Annotated in this window: 14 protein-coding genes; 11 read left to right on the top strand and 3 right to left on the bottom strand. The window is 31.9% G+C overall.

The window, feature by feature from the left end:
* Nucleotides 1-85 precede the first annotated feature (85 nt).
* Together ERL59_RS08910 and ERL59_RS08905 are read right to left on the bottom strand one after the other, a co-directional pair.
* Nucleotides 86-1315, bottom strand: a complete 1230-nt coding sequence (locus ERL59_RS08910; RefSeq protein ID WP_160645861.1) for an NADH:flavin oxidoreductase/NADH oxidase family protein — start codon at nt 1313-1315, stop codon at nt 86-88.
* Nucleotides 1316-1424: 109 nt separating this feature from the next.
* A complete protein-coding gene (locus tag ERL59_RS08905; protein ID WP_160645860.1) occupies nt 1425-2003 on the bottom strand; it encodes a TetR/AcrR family transcriptional regulator in 579 nt (192 codons plus the stop codon).
* 309 nt (nt 2004-2312) lie between these two features.
* On the opposite strand from ERL59_RS08905, the gene ERL59_RS08900 reads away from it, so the two are divergent.
* From ERL59_RS08900 to ERL59_RS08855, 10 genes are all read left to right on the top strand, one after another.
* Nucleotides 2313-4082: a B12-binding domain-containing radical SAM protein gene (locus ERL59_RS08900; RefSeq protein ID WP_160645859.1), complete on the top strand. Its 1770-nt coding sequence runs from the start codon at nt 2313-2315 to the stop codon at nt 4080-4082.
* A gap of 354 nt (nt 4083-4436) precedes the next feature.
* Nucleotides 4437-5009, top strand: a complete 573-nt coding sequence (locus ERL59_RS08895) for a TetR/AcrR family transcriptional regulator (protein WP_160645858.1) — start codon at nt 4437-4439, stop codon at nt 5007-5009.
* Nucleotides 5010-5211: 202 nt separating this feature from the next.
* Complete coding sequence (locus ERL59_RS08890) at nt 5212-8286, top strand: ATP-binding protein (protein ID WP_160645857.1); 3075 nt, start codon at nt 5212-5214, stop codon at nt 8284-8286.
* A gap of 26 nt (nt 8287-8312) precedes the next feature.
* Nucleotides 8313-9434, top strand: coding sequence for a response regulator (locus tag ERL59_RS08885; protein ID WP_160645856.1), 1122 nt, complete (start codon nt 8313-8315; stop codon nt 9432-9434).
* A gap of 394 nt (nt 9435-9828) precedes the next feature.
* Nucleotides 9829-10749: an NHL repeat-containing protein gene (locus ERL59_RS08880; RefSeq protein ID WP_160645855.1), complete on the top strand. Its 921-nt coding sequence runs from the start codon at nt 9829-9831 to the stop codon at nt 10747-10749.
* 187 nt (nt 10750-10936) lie between these two features.
* Nucleotides 10937-12628, top strand: a complete 1692-nt coding sequence (locus tag ERL59_RS08875; protein WP_160645854.1) for a M4 family metallopeptidase — start codon at nt 10937-10939, stop codon at nt 12626-12628.
* Between the two features lie 536 nt (nt 12629-13164).
* On the top strand, nt 13165-14046 hold the full coding sequence (locus ERL59_RS08870) for an aminoglycoside 6-adenylyltransferase (protein WP_160645853.1): 882 nt from the start codon (nt 13165-13167) through the stop codon (nt 14044-14046).
* A 136-nt stretch (nt 14047-14182) separates the two neighbouring features.
* Nucleotides 14183-14860 (top strand): hypothetical protein, encoded by a 678-nt coding sequence (locus tag ERL59_RS08865; protein WP_160645852.1) that lies wholly within the window; start codon nt 14183-14185, stop codon nt 14858-14860.
* Between the two features lie 315 nt (nt 14861-15175).
* Nucleotides 15176-15598: a hypothetical protein gene (locus ERL59_RS08860; RefSeq protein ID WP_160645851.1), complete on the top strand. Its 423-nt coding sequence runs from the start codon at nt 15176-15178 to the stop codon at nt 15596-15598.
* A 275-nt stretch (nt 15599-15873) separates the two neighbouring features.
* Nucleotides 15874-16470: a hypothetical protein gene (locus ERL59_RS08855; protein ID WP_160645850.1), complete on the top strand. Its 597-nt coding sequence runs from the start codon at nt 15874-15876 to the stop codon at nt 16468-16470.
* A gap of 164 nt (nt 16471-16634) precedes the next feature.
* Here ERL59_RS08855 and ERL59_RS08850 read toward each other — a convergent pair whose 3' ends face one another.
* Entirely contained in the window at nt 16635-17846 is a 1212-nt protein-coding gene (locus tag ERL59_RS08850; protein ID WP_407925699.1) for an IS110 family RNA-guided transposase, read from the bottom strand.
* A gap of 425 nt (nt 17847-18271) precedes the next feature.
* Between ERL59_RS08850 and ERL59_RS20925 the strand changes: the two genes are divergently transcribed.
* Nucleotides 18272-18452, top strand: a 181-nt coding sequence (locus ERL59_RS20925; protein ID WP_210767454.1) for a hypothetical protein, incomplete at its 3' end; no start/stop codon positions are given.

Below are 18452 nucleotides of genomic sequence, written 5' to 3'. Positions count from 1 at the left end.
TACCAATATAACATAGTTTATGCACTCGTGTAAAATAATATTTGTGTGTTTATTATTGTAGCCTTTTATGGTTGATGTAGTTTGATCATTTCGCTCTTTGCAGCTGAAAAACTTCCTTCCCATTTTTTAAGATAGCTTGCAGCAATGAGAACCAGATCGGGTAGTTGGGTTTTACTTTTTTCCCTAAACTTATTCTCTCTAGTTGTTGTGCATACCATGTGGTTTCCAGTAAAGAAATATCATCTATAAGTCTAATTCCAGTTTGTTTAGGTATAATATCTATTTTCTGTATTTTATTTTGGTATAATAAATTCGGTAGATGAGGGCTGACAGCAAATGGACGAGCTAAACCTATAAAATCAGTTGCTTTAGATTGAAGTGCATTTTCCATTCCCTCTTTGCTTCTAAAACCTCCAGTAACTAACAAAGGTATGTTTACGGTTTGACGAAGTTTTTGTGCAAAATCCAGAAAATAGGCTTCTCTTTTTTTAGTGCTCTCCTTTACATTACGACCTGTCATTTGAGGGCTTTCATATGACCCTCCCGAAATTTCTAACAGGTCAACACCTTCTTTTTCAAGATGTTCAGCAACATAGATAGATTCTACTTCTGTAAAGCCTGCTTTCATGAAATCTGCTGAATTCATTTTTACTGCAATAGGAAAAGCTCCCGTAGTTTGATTACGTATTTCTCTATAAATTTCAATTAAAAACTTCATTCTTCCATGAATATCACCACCCCATTCATCTTTGCGATGGTTATGCCTAGGGGATAAGAACTGACTGATCAAATACCCGTGTGCAGCATGAATTTGAACACCGGTAAAACCTGCTTTTTGTGCAAGTTTAGCGCTATAACCAAATCGTTGTATAATTTCTAGTATTTCCTCATGGAGTAATTCTCTTGGTGGAGCTACAAAACGACCGATGTCTCCCTCTAATGGGATGGCTGAAGGGGCTACGGATTCATTCGTCATTCCTTTAAATGTTTGTTTACCTGGATGATTTAATTGCATCCAAAGTTGTGTATTATTTTTAGTCCCTCTTTTTGCCCACTTTTCTAATAAGGGAAGGATCTCTTCATTGTCTACAACGATATTTCTTGGTTCTGCTAATGCTTTTCGATCGACCATCACATGACCGGTGATTACAACCCCTGCACCTCCATCAGCCCAGGTTTCATATAACTTGAATATTTTCTCATTCGGTTGAAAGTGAATGTTTGCAAGTGCTTCACTCATCGCAGCTTTTATAAAACGATTTTTTATGATCGTACCATTTTTTAAAGTGAACTTTTCAAATAAAGGTGAAACCATTTCCATCACGCTCCAATATATTTATTTTGTACATTTGGTTTATCTAATTATTACTATTCTAAAACCTAAACTTTGTTTGAACGTTCATTCAATTTAAAAATAAAAAAAATTACTCTTTTTTGGAGAGATATATCTCAATCATTTTAGCAAAAGTCTCATAAGCTGAATCAGCTTCGAATTCTGGATCCACCATCATTTGCAATGATAATCCATCCATCACTGCGGTAATAATTCTAGCCAGTCCTTGTATGTTTATTTGTTCATTGATTTCGAGTCTTGATAGTTCATTTATTGTCTGTTCACGATCCATTTTTGAACTTCGGGTTATTTCTTGAGCTCCTCTATTTGAACGGAGACCTATCGCAAATAATTCAAATCTTAAACGATGCCATTCAGGGTGATCCATCACTAATTTTTTAGGTACTTGCAGTGCTTGATGAATAAACTTATCAGAGATAGGAATATTAGAAAGCTTAGATAACTCTTCACTATACCTGCAACTTTCTTCATGAAACAATTGAAATAACAGGTCTTCTTTACTTTCAAAATAATAGTTAATGAGGCCTTGAGCAACGCCAGCTTCTTTGGCAATCTGCTTCATTGATGTTTTATCATATCCTTGTTCTGCTAATACTTTATATGCAGCATCTACTATTTTTTGTTTCGTATTACTGTCATTATTTTTCATGGATTGTATTTCCCCTTTCTTGCACTTTAATATAATTTTTTAATGAAAAAAGTATTAGTGCCACTACCCCTTGCCATTGTCTAACAGGCTCATCAATCGGAAAGTTTTTTGATTGAACGTTCATTCAAAATTATCAGAAAAAACGTTTTATGTCAAGACCTGTGCTATTTTTTTGGTTTCTTGAAAAATGTTCTAAATCATTGCTTTTGTTTCAAAGAATGGTACCATATGTTTTAGGCGAAAATAATATTAAAATATACCCAAAAAGAAGTATGTTAAAAATGAATAGAAATTGAGGTATTTATATATATGAAAGTGGTTGTATCTACGTTAAATGCAAAATATATTCATACTTGTCTAGCCTTGCGATATTTAAAAGCATTTAGTGAAAAAGATTTTGATATACAAATGGCTGAATACACGATTAAAGATCCAGTGATGAATATTGTATCTGATCTTTTCCAAAAAGATGCTGATGTGATAGGTTTCTCCTGTTATATATGGAACATTGAAGAGACGATTACAGTGATAGAAATGTTAAAGAAAATAAAACCAGAGCTTAAAATTGTGTTAGGTGGACCTGAAGTCTCTTATGATACAGATTATTGGATGAAACGAATACCTGAAGTTGATTTTATTGTGATGGGTGAAGGGGAAGAGACTTTTCATCATCTCTTAACGGAATTACAAAACGAGCAAAAATATCATTTTATATACGGTATGGCTTATCGAAAAGAACAGGAAGTCATCATTAATCCTCCTCGACCTAAACTAAATTTAAATGACATTCCAACCCCATATCGATTTCAAGAAGATTTACATAATGTTACCAATCGCATTGTGTATTTTGAAACGAGTAGAGGTTGTCCTTTTAGCTGCCAATTTTGTTTATCTAGTATTGAAGTTGGCGTCCGTTATTTTGATATAGAGAGAACAAAGGAAGATTTGTTATTTTTAATTGAGTCAGGTGCGAAACTGATTAAATTCGTGGATAGAACGTTTAACATTAAAAGAGACTATGCGATGGAGGTTTTCGAGTTTCTAATTGAAAATCATCAGGGATGTGTTTTTCAGTTTGAGATTACAGCAGATATTATGCGTCCAGAAGTGCTGGATTATTTATCTGAAAATGCACCTGAAGGCATCTTCCGTTTTGAAATTGGTGTACAGTCTACAAATGATGAAACAAACGATTTAATCCAAAGACGTCAAAACTTTGAAAAGCTTTCAAGAACGGTAACAAAGGTAAAGGAAAGCAAAAAAATAGATCAGCATTTAGATTTAATTGCAGGATTGCCGAAAGAAGATTACACCTCATTTAGAAAAACGTTTAACGATGTTTTTGAATTAAGACCAGAGGAATTACAATTAGGATTTTTAAAAATGCTTCGTGGAACAGGAATGCGTAATACAGCGCATAAGTATGGATATAAGTACATGGATCGGGCTCCATATGAAATGTTAGAAAATGATATGATGTCGTTTTCAGACATCGTTCGCATTAAAAGGGTGGAGGACGTATTAGAAAAATATTGGAATGCACATCGCATGGATCATACGTTAGAATATTTAATTCAACATGAATTTGATTCAGCTTTTGATTTTTTTCAAGACTTCGGTGATTATTGGGAAGAGCAGGGTTGGCAAAAAATTGGACACCAGTTAGAGAACTTATTTACAAGATTATTGTCATTTTTAAAACATCGTAACATGAGAAGTATAAAAGTAATTGAAGGTCTAATGAAACTAGACTATTTTCTAAACCATAAATATAAACCGCGTAAAATTTGGTGGGAACCAACTTTAGATAAAAAACAACATGCATATTACATGAAGCGGATTGCAGAAAAACCTGAAGTTGTATCTGATTCATTTGTCAAATTACACTTGAGTGAAAAAGATATGTTCAAACATGTTGTACTTGAAGTTCTGCCTTTTGACTATGAAGCTTTTACGAAAGAGGGAATCATTCATACCGAGCCCTATACATTACTTATCGTAAGTTTTCAAACGGGCATGAATAAAAAAACTGAGGCTTATACGGTGGATTTAAAGAATAAACTACAATTACAAGTTTAGCATTTGCCTTATAAGGAGAGGAAAAAAACATAATTTTATAGAAATATTTATGTAATTACAGTTAATTTTAAGGAATAAAATACAAATTGAGGAGGGATATAATGGAATTCTTAATAAAGTTATTTGCATTTATTTGGGAAACTTAAGTGAAAAACAATTTATTATGAAAACACCTATTAATTTAGGTGTTTTATTATTTATACCAAAATTTAGTAAACTAATTCCATAAAAAGTTTTTATTTTACAACACTTTTCATTGTAATTATTTTATAATCAAATAGTACTATGAAATCATCATTAGTAAAAGATATGAAGTTATTTATACTAAGTATAGTAATATTTAGGAGCGATAAAATGAGTAACACAAAGGAAAAGATCATGAGAGCCAGTGTTAGACTATTTGCAGAAAACGGTTATCAAATTACAACGGTAAAGATGATTGCTGCAGATGTAGGAATCAATGAGTTAACCATATATCGTCATTTTGGATCTAAAGAAAAAATTCTTGAAACAGCATTGAGTAATGTGATAACCATACAGTCTTATCTTACTAACTATTTCAAAAATGCTGTTATTTATGATCTTGAAAAGGATATGCTCGATCTTACAAAAATGCTAATCAATATAGATGAAGATAAATATTACTTTATGAAGTTTTTTATGAGAACGGATTCATTTGAGTTTATACCTAATAGAAAGGAATTAAATGACTTATTTCAAGATTATTTATTGAAAATGCAAAAGATGGGAAAAGTTATTCCTTATGATAATGATTTATTATCTGTTTTATTTTTTTCAAGTTTGCAAGGATCATTTTTTTTCAATGAAAATCATAAAGAAGAAGGTTTATTCAATATTCCACAACGTGAGCAATATCTTGAAACAATAGTAAAAGTATTCGTAAGAGGAATAGAATTTAAAAATTAAACGATAGGGTAGTCATGAATGAAGCAAAGTGTAAACTTTGAATCCCTGTCATGTAAGCATGACTATCTTTTTATAAAAGGAGGGAGCTTATTATTGTAGTAAGTTTTCTAGGGTTTTCATCTATTTTATTACTTTATTCCGTTTCAGCTTAAAAACTTTAAATTAAATAAGATTTTATTAAGTGGATTTTATGAGGTGGAACATGAAAATTAAACTGATTACAATATTATTTCTAATCTTATTAACATTTGCAATCCTAGTAGCAATGTTTTTATTTGCATCTCATAAGAAAAAAGAGACTCCAATAGCAGAAAAAGGACTATTAGATTTATCGCAATGGGATTTTAATGAGCAAGGAAAAGTCCCTCTCGATGGAGAGTGGGAGTTTTATCCGAATTTAGTATTAGAGCCTGTTGATTTCGTTAAAAGTCAACATAATGAGAAGAAACCTCAAATGGTTTCTGTTCCAGACATATCTTGGGCTAAATATGATCTCGTTGATCACTCCATGAATGCCTTAGGGAAAGCGACTTTTAGGTTGAAAATAATAAACATAAATGAAGAAAATCAGATTTTTGGTATTCGAACATCTGGTATATTTAGACCCAATAAATTATTTGTGAATGGAGAGTTGATAGGTTCAAGTGGTGATTCTAATGATTACTCATCTAGTATTGAATCTGAATCGTACAACCGATATTTCACTATAAAGACTGGTATGAATGAAATTATCTTGCAGGTGGCTAATTACAATTTTCCTATCATTGCAGGTGGTCTCTTTACCTCTCAATATTTTGGCACTCAACAGCAAATATCTCAATCTAGGGATCTATCGGTAATGAATGATTGGATTGCCATTAGTATTTTTCTTATTATGGGTCTATATTTTTTTGGACTATATTCTCAAAGGAAAAAAGACAATTCTTTACTGTATTTCTCAATCTATTGTTTAACCAATGCGGCATTTAATGCGTTACATGGTGAGGGAGTAGCCTGGCACATGGTTTTTCCTAACACTCCTGATTGGGTTATGTTAAGGTTTTTGTTTGGATCTTCTATGGTTTCAAGCTTATCCTTAATATTATATATCCATACAGCATTTAAACATTTGTCTTCAAAGAAGTTTATGTGGTTTTTAGTTGCAATAGGTTTTACCATTATGCTTTATGAATTACTTTTCCTCCAATATACTCCATTATGGGTAATAAGTATAACCACTTTTTTTAGATTGTTTTTAATGTTATATGCTTTGTATGTTATGATTTTGGCTTTTTTTAATAAAACGGAAGGTAGCGTATATTTGATTGTAGGGGTTCTTGCAATGAGTTTACATATGATAAAAACTTCAATTGCGAAGTTCATAAGGGTTGATAGTTTTTTTACTCAGATTCCTTTTGAACCTTTTGTTTTATTGTTAATGTTCGCACTATTAATGTCTTTACGGTTTTCTAATGCATTCAAGAGAAATGAACAATTATCCCAAGAGTTGCTAAAAGTTGATCAAGTGAAGGATGAATTTTTAGCAAAAACTTCTCATGAATTAAAAACACCATTGCACGGGATTATGAATATCTCTTCCTTTTTAATTGATGAAGGGAAGGGTAAGATACCAAAGGAATACAATGAGAGCCTTTCCCTCATCCATGATTCTTCAATAAAACTTTCCAATCTAGTTAACGATTTAATTGATGTTACATGCTTGAAAAATGGAGAACTAAGATTATACACCAATACGGTTGATATTAAAGTAACTGCTCAAATTGTTTGTGATGTATTAACCTTTGAAACTGAAGGTAAACCTATTCAGTTAATGAATAACATAAACGAATCGAGATTTGTTGTTGCAGATGAAAATAGACTTAGGCAAATTTTATATAACTTGATTGATAATGCAATTAAACATACAGAGAATGGGAAAATTACTGTATCTTCAAAAAAAGTAGATGACAAGGTGTATGTCTATATAGAGGATACAGGAATTGGAATACCAGAAGATAAGCAGGAGAAGATCTTTGGTTATTTTGAACAATTGGATAAACTATCTCATCAAGGTGAGTATCAAAGTATGGGATTAGGTTTATATATTAGTAGACAGCTTATTGATAAAATGAAGGGTGAAATCTGGGTAGATTGGTCTGAAGTCGGAAAAGGAACGAGAATTGCTTTTACCCTGCCAAAAGCAGAATACTCAAGACAAAAAGCCAGCGATGATTCCTATAAAGAATCTCACATTCCAATAGATTTTATTAATATGCCAGAACATGATTTTGATAGAGTAAGAGAGCATGACAAAACAATTCTCATCGTAGATGATGAATCTATCAACATCAAAGTATTGGTTCATTTTTTATCTAGGTATGGATATAATCTCATCACCGCTTTTTCTGCGAAGGAAGCACTGAGCAAGATGGGAAAATACAACAAAATTGATCTTGCCATATTGGATGTGATGATGCCTATCATGTCAGGGATTGATCTCTGTAGGGTGATACGGAAAACTCATTCCATGTCTGAACTTCCCATATTATTTGCAACGGTGATGGATCGACCTGAAGATATTGAATTATGTTTTAATGTAGGAGGGAATGACTATATTACTAAACCTTTTGATACGAATACGATTTTAGCTAGAATTCAAACCTTGCTTTCAATGAAAACCTCTATGGAAGAATCGTTTCATCATGAAATGGCTTTTTTACAAGCCCAAATTAAACCACACTTTTTATATAATGCCATGAGTAACATTATCTCTTATTGTTATACAGATGGACAAAAAGCAGCCTACTTATTAAACAAGTTAAGTCAATATTTAAGAATGATTTATAGTTCCGATCAAACATCCATGTTTGTCCCACTTCATAAAGAAGTAGACTTAATTAAAGCCTACGTTGAAATTGAGAAAGCTAGGTTCGATCAATTTAATTTCAGTTGTTATATGGAAGAAAGTCTGAAAAACTATGTTGTTCCATCTCTTTGTATTCAACCTTTCGTAGAAAATGCCATCCGCCATGGTCTTTTTGAAAAAGAGGGAGAGGGTTATGTTTCGTTAACCATCTATGAAAAAAATGAGAGGATAGAAGTAGTTATAGAGGATAATGGTGTGGGGATGTCGGAAGATATTCTTGAACAATTCGCACAAGGTGAAATTGACAACGCAGGGATCGGTATGACGAATATAAAGAAACGTTTAGAATCAATTTCTGGATCTTTCATCGACATCAATTCAGTAAAAGATGAAGGTTCAAAGGTCACATTAAGGTTGCCTAAAGCGATGTAACAATAATGCTAAAAGGAGTGATAAGATTGCTAAAAGTAATGATTGTAGAAGATGAACAACCGATTCTAAATTTAATGAAGATGGTCATCGACCAAAACAAGCATTTATCGATTGTAGGATGTTTTAACAATCCTCTTGAAGCACTAAACGAGTTACAGTTATTAAAACCAGATGTTGCATTTTTGGATATTGAAATGCCAAGAATGACGGGGTTGGAATTAGCAAAAAAAATACTTCAAGTAGATGAGGATATTCAAATCGTCTTTACAACAGCATATGAGCGTTATGCTTTAGAAGCGTTTAAAGTCTCTGCAATTGACTATATTTTAAAACCTGTGACTCCAGAAGAGATTGAACGAGTAACAAAGCGTTTAATGAAAAACCACAGGAGACTGTTTATAAACAAAGAAAGATCACCTCAAAAACAGGAGGAATCCATTTTATGTTTAGGAACTCTCGAAATGAGAGGGAGTGAAAACTCGATTATAAAATGGCCAACAAGAAAAACGGAAGAACTGTTTGCCTACTTTCTCATTCATTCTAATCAAGTGATTAGTAAGTGGGAATTAACCCAATTGTTATGGGGAGAGATGGAGGATCATCGTGCTATTCACAATTTACATACCACGATTTACAGATTAAAAAAAACACTAAAAGAAAACAGTAAAAACGTCACTTTAGAAAAGGTAAATGAAGGTTATATCTTAAATATGTCCACCATTAAAAGTGATTTAGATATGTTTCTAGAATACTTTAATAACAATTCAATTGTATCTAAAGAAAACTTTGTTGAAAGTGAAAGAGTTTTTAACCTCTTCAAAGGTCCCTTATTCGGATTGAAGGATTATTTATGGAAAATAGGAATTGAGGAACAGTTAGTAGAACATTATAGTACATTAACTCAGAATATAGCAAATTTTTATAATAGAAGAGGAAAGTTAAAGGCTGTAGAGAAAACATTAAAAGCATTTTTATCCTTATATCCCTTACACGATCAAAGTAATCTTATACTATTAAAGTTATATTCTTTGACTGATGATTTGAACCGTTTAAAAAGTCATTACGATTTTTATGTTAAATTATTGAAGAAAGAACTAGGAGTAACTCCACCAATAGAAACTCAGAAGTTTATACAACAATTTATATGAAAATGATTTAAGGAGGGAAGGGATACAAAAATATACCGTTTTTTTGTTATAAGCCTATCTTTAATATTTTTGTGAGAAATTTGTGAGTGACTTCTGTTATAATTTTACTAATTTTTAAATATAAACTTTAGTTAAAAAAGGGGGGTATGAAGTAAAAATACAATATATATTCCATTCATTTTTTTAGTTATTGTAGTTTGTTTAAAATATAATCACAATAAGGGTAGGATTGATTGAACAAAAAATGAAAAGCTTTTCGATTTTAAAATAAATAAATTAAATGTTGATTTTATTGACATAATAAATCCATCTAATCTGATGTGTTTTGTGAGAAGTTTGTGAGAGGTTTTTGTTATAATTTTGATAAACTGTATCGTAAAGGTGAGGGATAATGATGAAACAAACATTTTCTATGAAGATTAGATTTTCCATCCAATGGAAAGGTGGAGGTATAGAGAATTTTGATGGTCCCGATGGAATCGCGATAGACAGTAGAGACAATATATATGTGAATGATTTTTGGAATAATCGGATACAAGTGTTTGATTGTGAGGGAGGGTATCTGAGATCCTGGCAAGGAGGAGATGTTGGAGATTTCGATGGTCCCAGCAGTGTCACTGTCGATAGTGAGGATAATGTGTATGTGATTGAATTTTTTAGTAACCGGTTACAAAAATTTACTAGAGATGGTGAATATGTGACATCATGGTTGGGTTCTGATTCTGCAAAGGGACAGCCTGGAAATTTTAAAGAACCTAGTGGAATTGCAGTAGACAGTCAAGATAATGTGTATGTAACTGATAGTCGCTATAACCGTATACAAAAATTTACTAGAGATGGTGAATATATTACATCATGGTTGGGTTCCGATTCTACTAAGGGAGAACCTGGGGGGTTTAAGGACCCTCATGGTATCTTTGTAGATAGTCAAGATAATGTATATGTGGCCGAATTTTCAGGTAACCGAATACAAGTATTTACTAAAGATGGTAAGTATGTGACATCATGGTCTGGTTCTGATTTTACAAAGGGGGAGCCTGGGCCATTTGACGGTTCAAATGACATTGTTGTAGACAGTCAAGGAAATGTGTTTGTGACTGAATTTTCTAGTAATCGCATTCAAGTATTTACTAAAGAGGGTAAGTATGTGACATCATGGTCTGGCTCAGATTCAACACAAGGTGAACCCGGAATTTTTGTTAATCCCATTGGAATCGCAGTAGATCGTCAAGATAATATATATGTAACTGAATTTTTTGGTAACAGAGTGCAAAAATTTCAAAAATACCTATCAAATGAATTAAAAGTAAAATAATGGACCATTGATTTATTGACATATTTATAATTCTTGATTTATTATTTAGGTATGATCTTACATACTTACTTACATAATTTAACTTGCTCAAGTATATTTTAGGGGAGGAGGAAATAAATGAAAAAATGTTGATATATGATTAAAAAAGGTAAATTAATTTATGGAAAATTGAAAGGAGAAACAAAAGATGAAAAAAATGAAAATGGTGTCATTCCTATTAGCTGCTTTATTGACTTTTGGTGTGCTGTTAACTTCGATTGCTGATCATGTTTCTGCAAATTCCCTCATTTCAGAAACAGGTTTAAATGATGTTAATGAAAAACAAATGAAAAAGTTAAATAAGATGGAAGAGAAATCCTTGGAAAAAAAGGACAAATTAAAAGTTTCATGGGATGAAAAGAAAGGTGTTCCTCGTTATATCTCTGGTAAACTATCAGATGAAAATATGAATATCTCAAGTTTTCTAGAAGAGAATAAGGATTTATTTAATATAGTAGACGGAGATTTTGATATTATTTCGACTGAATCTGATGAACTTGGTATGACACATTATAAAACTCAATTTACCGTTGATGGCATCCCTGTTTATGGAGCAGAATTAAGCGTACACACGGATAATAATGGTGTTGTAATCTCTATAAATGGACAAGTAGAACCTAAATTAGTTAATAAAAAATGGAGCAAATCAATTAAACTTTCTTCTTCAAAAGCTATTGAGGTAGCTGAAAATGAACTAAGTTTTACGCCAGAAGAGGATACGTATACAACGGAACAAACAGCTGATCTTTATATGTATCATCATGAAGGGAAATGGATGCCTGTATATATCGTTGAGCTTCAATTTTTAGAACCGTATATTGGTCGTGAATTCTTCTTTATTGATGCTAAGAAGGGTAATGTGCTTAAATCCTATAATCGAATTGAAGATATGGCTCAAATTGGAAAGGGTACAGGACTTTCAGGAGAAGTTAGAGACATTAATACGTATTTATATAATGGAACTTATTACTTATATGATGTAACAAGGGATGGTATTATTAAAACTTATGATGCTAATGATAGATATCAAAGGGGATCTCTAGTTATTGATAGTAATAACAATTTTAATTCTACACGTCAAAAAGCGGCTGTAGATGCTCATCATTATGCAGGTGTTGCCTATGATTATTTTTTAGATAATCATAATCGAAATAGTTATGATAATAGAGGAAGTGACTTTATAACAAGTGTCCATGTTGGAGATCCAGAAGGCGGATCATATATCAATGCTGCATGGGTGGGTACACAATGGATTTATGGAGATGGAGGTATAGCTAGTAATGGTAATGAATACACTCCTTTTTCTGAATCTCTAGATGTAGTAGCACACGAGGTAACACACGCAGTCACTGATTATTCAGCAAATCTAGTCTATGAAAACCAGCCTGGTGCATTAAATGAATCATTCTCAGATATATTTGGAATATTAATAGAGGCAGACTATGAAGGCTCAGTAGATTGGTTACTAGGGGAAGATATTTTTACTCCAGATATTGATGGAGATGCAATGAGATATATGTATGATCCAACTCTTAATGGAAAACAGCCTGCTCATATGGATGACTTTGTACAACTTCCTAATACAAGAGAAGGGGATTGGGGAGGAGTTCACATAAACAGTGGTATTCCGAATAAAGCATTCTACAATATTGCAACAGATATCGGTCTAGAAAAATCAGGAAAAATATATTATCGTGCGCTTACGAGATATTTAACTTCTCAATCACAATTTATTGATGCACGGAATGCTTTATTACAATCTGCTGCAGATTTGTATGGTACTAACAGTGCTGAATATAACGCAGTTGCAAATGGTTATGCATCCGTAGGTATCAATTAAAAGATACTTAGATGAGTATATTAAAAAAACCATTACTACTATGAATTGACTTCATATTTTGTTTACAGTTTTTTTAAAGTTAGCAGGTGAGACAGTTGTAGTTTTAAAAGAAAGATTGATTATTTGTTAAAAAGGTTGATCAAAACTCATGAATCAGAATGTGATTCATGAGTTTTTTTAATTTTTATATTCTACAATTGGGCCATATTGTTGAATAAGAGATAGAATAGTATAGAAATTAAAGTATAAACGATTGAACCTGAGTCAATGTGTAAAGCATCTTATTTAGTGAAACCCATAATATGTAATTAACAAACTTCTTATTAATTATTACACTTGGACTATATTCATATATTTTTGTACAAGTATCATTAAGTACCAGCTAAAAAATGAAACATTTTAATTGATATTTTCGTATAATGAATATTATAAATTCTCAGAATGAAATTTGATTAAAAATTGTCAGATTTCAGCGCGTAATCTATCTTTTACAATCTAGAACCAATAATATATTATGGAAAATACGAGGTGAGATAATGAGAAACGAACAAGAGATGTTTGCTTTGATAAAAGAAGTAGCTAAAAATGATGATCGTGTAAGAGCAGTTTATATGAATGGTTCAAGGACTAACCCGAATGCTTCGAAAGATATTTTTCAAGATTATGATATTGTTTATGTGGTTACAGAAACTGCTTCTTTCATAAAAGATGAGAAATGGTTCAATGTCTTTGGAAATTTACTGATGATTCAAGAACCAGATAAACTAGATAAAAGTATAGGGATAAATATGGATTTTGAACGTAGATATGCATATTTAATGTTGTTTACCGATGGCAATAGAATTGATCTTCTCCTGCAAACAAGGGAAGCTATGCTTGAAGAATATGGTGAAGATAAGCTTACCTTAAAATTAATGGATAAAGATAACATCTTACCTACAATACCTTTACCCAATGACATGGACTATCACGTGAAAAAGCCAACTGAAGGTGAATTTAATAGTTGTACAAATAACTTTTGGTGGTGTTCACAAAACGTTGCTAAAGGGATATGGCGAAATGAGCTTCCTTATGCAAAATTGATGTTTGAATATACAACAAGAAGTAATTTGGATAAAATGGTCTCTTGGTGGATAGGAATCAGATATGATTTTGAAGTGTCTACAGGGAAACTGGGGAAATATTTTAACAAGTATTTGCCACAATCGTATTGGGAATTGTATCAAAAAACATATTCTGATAGTAATTATGAAAATATGTGGGATTCTATTTTTAGCGCTTGTGAGCTGTTTCGTACCCTATCTCAAGATGTCTCTAAACATTTCGATTTTAAATATCCAATTGATGATGATAATAATATGACAACATATCTTAAACAGGTAAAAAAATTATCTGTTGATGCAAAGCAAGTATTTTAAGATGTAACTATGCCAATTTAAAGTAGGCCTTACAATCGATAAAAAATTTGCTTAAAGTATTCTTCAAAAAGGAATTGTTCTTATTCAACACTATGGCGCACTAATTGAATAATTGTATTTGGATTGGAGGTTACTTATGGACTGCTCACTATGGTTGCGAGGTGGCCCTTTTCTTGAAGTAAGTTTCTTATTGGAACTTAAAGGCGAAAAGAAAAATGTAATAAAAACAATACTGAATAAATTGTCTAAATCCCATAATCAGATTGAGGTTGTTGATAAAAAACTTGATGATATGATCGAGTCGTTCGTTAAGGGTTATCCATATGACGAAGAAGATCCACATACAATTCAAATACATTCTATGAAAGTTAAGTTATATGTTCATGTTGCTGGTAGACGAAAAGCAATATTATTTATAGAACAAGTATCCTCAAATGCTCTATTGATTAATTTTTGTTTTTTTGGATGTGAATTTGATGCACCAGAGTGGGGACAGAAAGGCTTAAAGGTTGAAGATCTCCCTAACTTCACTAACTTTCTTACTGATCTATATTGTAACTTTCAATTTAAGATTGGTGGAATAGCTATTGAAAAAGATATTCTAGATTTATTCAATTGTAATGAAGTTTTTCCAAATGAGTGTTATCGTTTCGAGAATATAAATCTAAATCAATTTTTAGAAACCAAACCATATTTTATTTATTTACTATGGAATGAAAATTACAAAAAGTTAGTTGATATTCCATATAATCATAAAAGGATTAATAAACTCGGATTGCTAATTACTATCTCTGATTCTTATAGTGAGTTTTAAAATTTTTTATTTAACAATATGGCGCATTTGTCTAACAAGAAGTAAAACGATGATACATATTAGTCATGTATAATATGTATCATCGTTTATTTTTTATGACTTTTTACGCTTTAGGTCTTGATAAATTCAAAACAGTTCGATTTCTTTACAAACGGTGCAACTTTATTTTAAAACTACATTAGTTTGTGAACATATCCACCTAAAGTAATGTGAAGTGTTCGTAAAAGTAATTTTAATTATAAGTTTGAAACTGTTTAAGTGATGAAACGTATTTAACCTTGAACATATATTTTTGCCCTTAATTAGGAGAGTTTTATGGATATCATTTTAATAGTTTTTTTAGTATGGATAGTATCAATAATTGGAGTAATGATACTACTTAAAGTAACAGATAATGACTATTTGAAACTTCTTAAGTGGTCATCTAAAATCAATGTTATTTTATTAGCATGTAGCTTGATATTTAGTATATATACCGATTATCATGTTGATAAATCACTTGATATAGTTAATTTCGGTGTATTCGACTTTAAACAGTTCTTTTTAGACTACTTACTAGTAATGGGTAACTTATTGATTTTAGGCATTAATTTCCTAATAAAAATAATAGTTGCTAGGAGAGGCATTGTTAATAATTGGTATGCAGAGCAACAATTTGAGACATATATTATGTTTTATCTTATTATATGGCCAATAGCTAATATTTTATTAATGGGTTATTTAGCATTTGAGATATGATAGTAGAATTGAATATCTGGGAACGATTGGAAGAGATGAAATGAATAATATTATTCTCCTGTTTAGCTCACTACGAAACTAACGGATTTGAACAGGAATTTTTTGTTAATTCTGAAAAAAATAAAATTTTTTCATAAAGAAAAGTAATTGAAACATAGAGATAGAATTTCACTCCTTTACAAAATCGATCTTCAACAATCTGGCGCACTCCTTGAAGAAGAGCGCCATTTCCATGTATAAAACACTTTAAGATTATATAGACAGGAGTTCCTAAAATGAAACGATTTTTAGTTGTATCGTTTGGATTTCTATTGATTTTGGTTTTTGGAGGAATGAAACTATTTGGTGTGAATTTTTACCCTACAGGAACTATACCCGGTAATGTTGAGAATGTACTAACTTATAACATTAAAAACGGTAAGTGGATTCTATTTGAGCATAAAAATAGTAATTACTTTGGTATAGCAAAAGTAAAGAAATTTGGTCCAATCTATTTTTATAATGGAGGAACCGATTATTATGAAATTGAGGACCGTATGCCATTTAGTGTAGCAGGATATGGAGAAAAAAATGGAGATTTTATGGTTGCAGTAAAAATCCCTTCTGGTTCCAATATTAAATATATTTCTGTAGGAAATCATCTTGAAGAAGGAAAACATCTTGAACAAGAAGACCCTTTAAATGAAACTATATCATTGGATATAGTTCAACAATATCCGGATAGTTACTTAGTAAGAGAAGTTGAAGGAAACTATGTCTTTTTCTTAACAAATGGTTACTCTGAGCAAAATTGGACTGTAAGGGGATTTGATGAAGACGGTAAATTAGTTGCAGATAAATTATTCGGTTCACAGCCAAGATACTTGCAATAAATTTAATTTTTATCATTTATAAATGAACTGTTCTTTAACAATACCAGCTAATAGGAAGTCAAGAATAAACGCTAAAAAAATTATTTTAGTTGTTTAAGATAAAAATAAACATACCAAATAATCTTCCTTTAATATAATAGGAAACATTTTCTTTAAATTGATTATTATGGTAGGGGATATATTACAAATGTCTCTTTTCGTTTTAGTAAAGCATAAATCCAGTGAATGAGCTTATTAGCACAAGCAATGACTGCGACTTTATGTGGCTTACCTTCCTCTCGTTTCCTATCATAGAATTCTTTTAGTCTAGGATTCCGAGTGTTTATCAAGCCACATTGTACAGCTGTATATAAAATCTGCCTCAGTCTAGTAGAGCCTCTTTTCGTAATACGGTTAATTCTAGCCTTGAATTGACCTGATTCATGGACACTAGGATCAATGCCAGCAAAGGCAACGAGTTTCTTAGGGTTATTAAATCGATCAATTTCACCGATCTCGGAGATGATTGTGGCTGCAATCTTACCTCCGATACCAGGGATTGATCTAATAATATGATAGGATTCAAACTTTTGAGCCATGGCATCTATCTCCGCCTCTAACTGGGATAGGTGTTTTAGGTATTGTAGAAGCATTTCACTATACATCTTTAAACTAATAAGATGACTGTAGTATAGCGTTTGTTTGTATGGATTATTTCTTGCGGCATATTTCAGTTCCTCTGCTTTCTTCATGGCCCAGGACTCTGAACGACTTTTACATAAATGGTGAATTTCATGTGCAATTTCATATATACTCCGTTCTTCAACTTCTCTAGGAGTTGGAAAAGCGAGTAGGGTATGTAGAGAAACCTTTGAAAATAAGTCTCCAAATACGCCTTTATATTCAGGGAAAACCTGATCTAAAATAGTATGAAATTGCAACTTGGTTTGTACGTAGGTTCCAGTAAAAGAATCATGTTGTCTACTGAGATTGCGAAGGTTTAGCGTTTGAATACTTTTCTTTTGAAATGCTTCTAGGTCTTCTTTGTAATACAGCTCACAGAGGTGATAGGCATCCATGGCATCTGTTTTGACTTTTCGTAGACTCACTTTTTTGGCCTCATATGAAATGACAGGATTGACTAAATAATAGGTTACACCATGGTCCTCTAAAAACTGCAAGACTGGCTCGTGATAGTGTCCCGTTGATTCAAAAATAACACTCGGAGATTGTCCACCTCTTTGCTCTACCTCCTGATAAAATAAATAATAATCATGTAAACGCATTCGATCGTGTTTAAACTTAAAACTCTTTTTGTAAGGATTTTTCTTTTCTAAAAAGGCTTGAACTTGGCTTTCTCCTTTTGCAACAGACCAATGACTGGATCCATGTCGTATCACTTCCCTTTAATAGATTTGCCGGCAGCCCCTAACCTAACTTGTAGTTTCATAGCTTCGCTTGTTATACGGGATCAATGATCCATGTCCCAACCAGCCTCAAACATGTTTCTACAAGTAGGGGGTGAACAGTATTGCGGACGGGATCAAGTCCCACTGGCGCTTACGTTCTGCCCCGGCTACTTAAAGAATAACCTATAAAAAATAGGTCAACCAGAAATGACTGGCTGATCTCATAATACGATCTGGCGCTTTTCTTTAATAAGAGAAGTGCCTTTATTTATGAATGGGGCCATATTGTTTAATAAAAGATTGATAAAAATTATTAAGAATTATATTAGACTAACTATAAATCACCCTATATTTACCAGTCAAAAAGTACAGATAGATAGAGTATGATTAGATTGGTAAAGGGGGGGGAGTTATTGAAAAAATCATCACTAATAATCAGTCTTATACTCTTATTATTAATAACTAATAGTATTACTTTTTTAGTTGTTAAAAATTCAACTGATGTGGATACAGATCATGACCTTTATCGAGAAAAGAGATCTTTGGCTCGATTTTCTGAACAAGAAATAAAGGATTTAATATCTTTATACGAAA

Source organism: Chengkuizengella marina, assembly GCF_009910845.1.
Lineage (GTDB): Bacteria > Bacillota > Bacilli > Paenibacillales > KCTC-33759 > Chengkuizengella > Chengkuizengella marina.
Note: the sequence above shows the minus strand (reverse complement) of the source record. Positions and strands in the feature narration are given on the sequence as shown.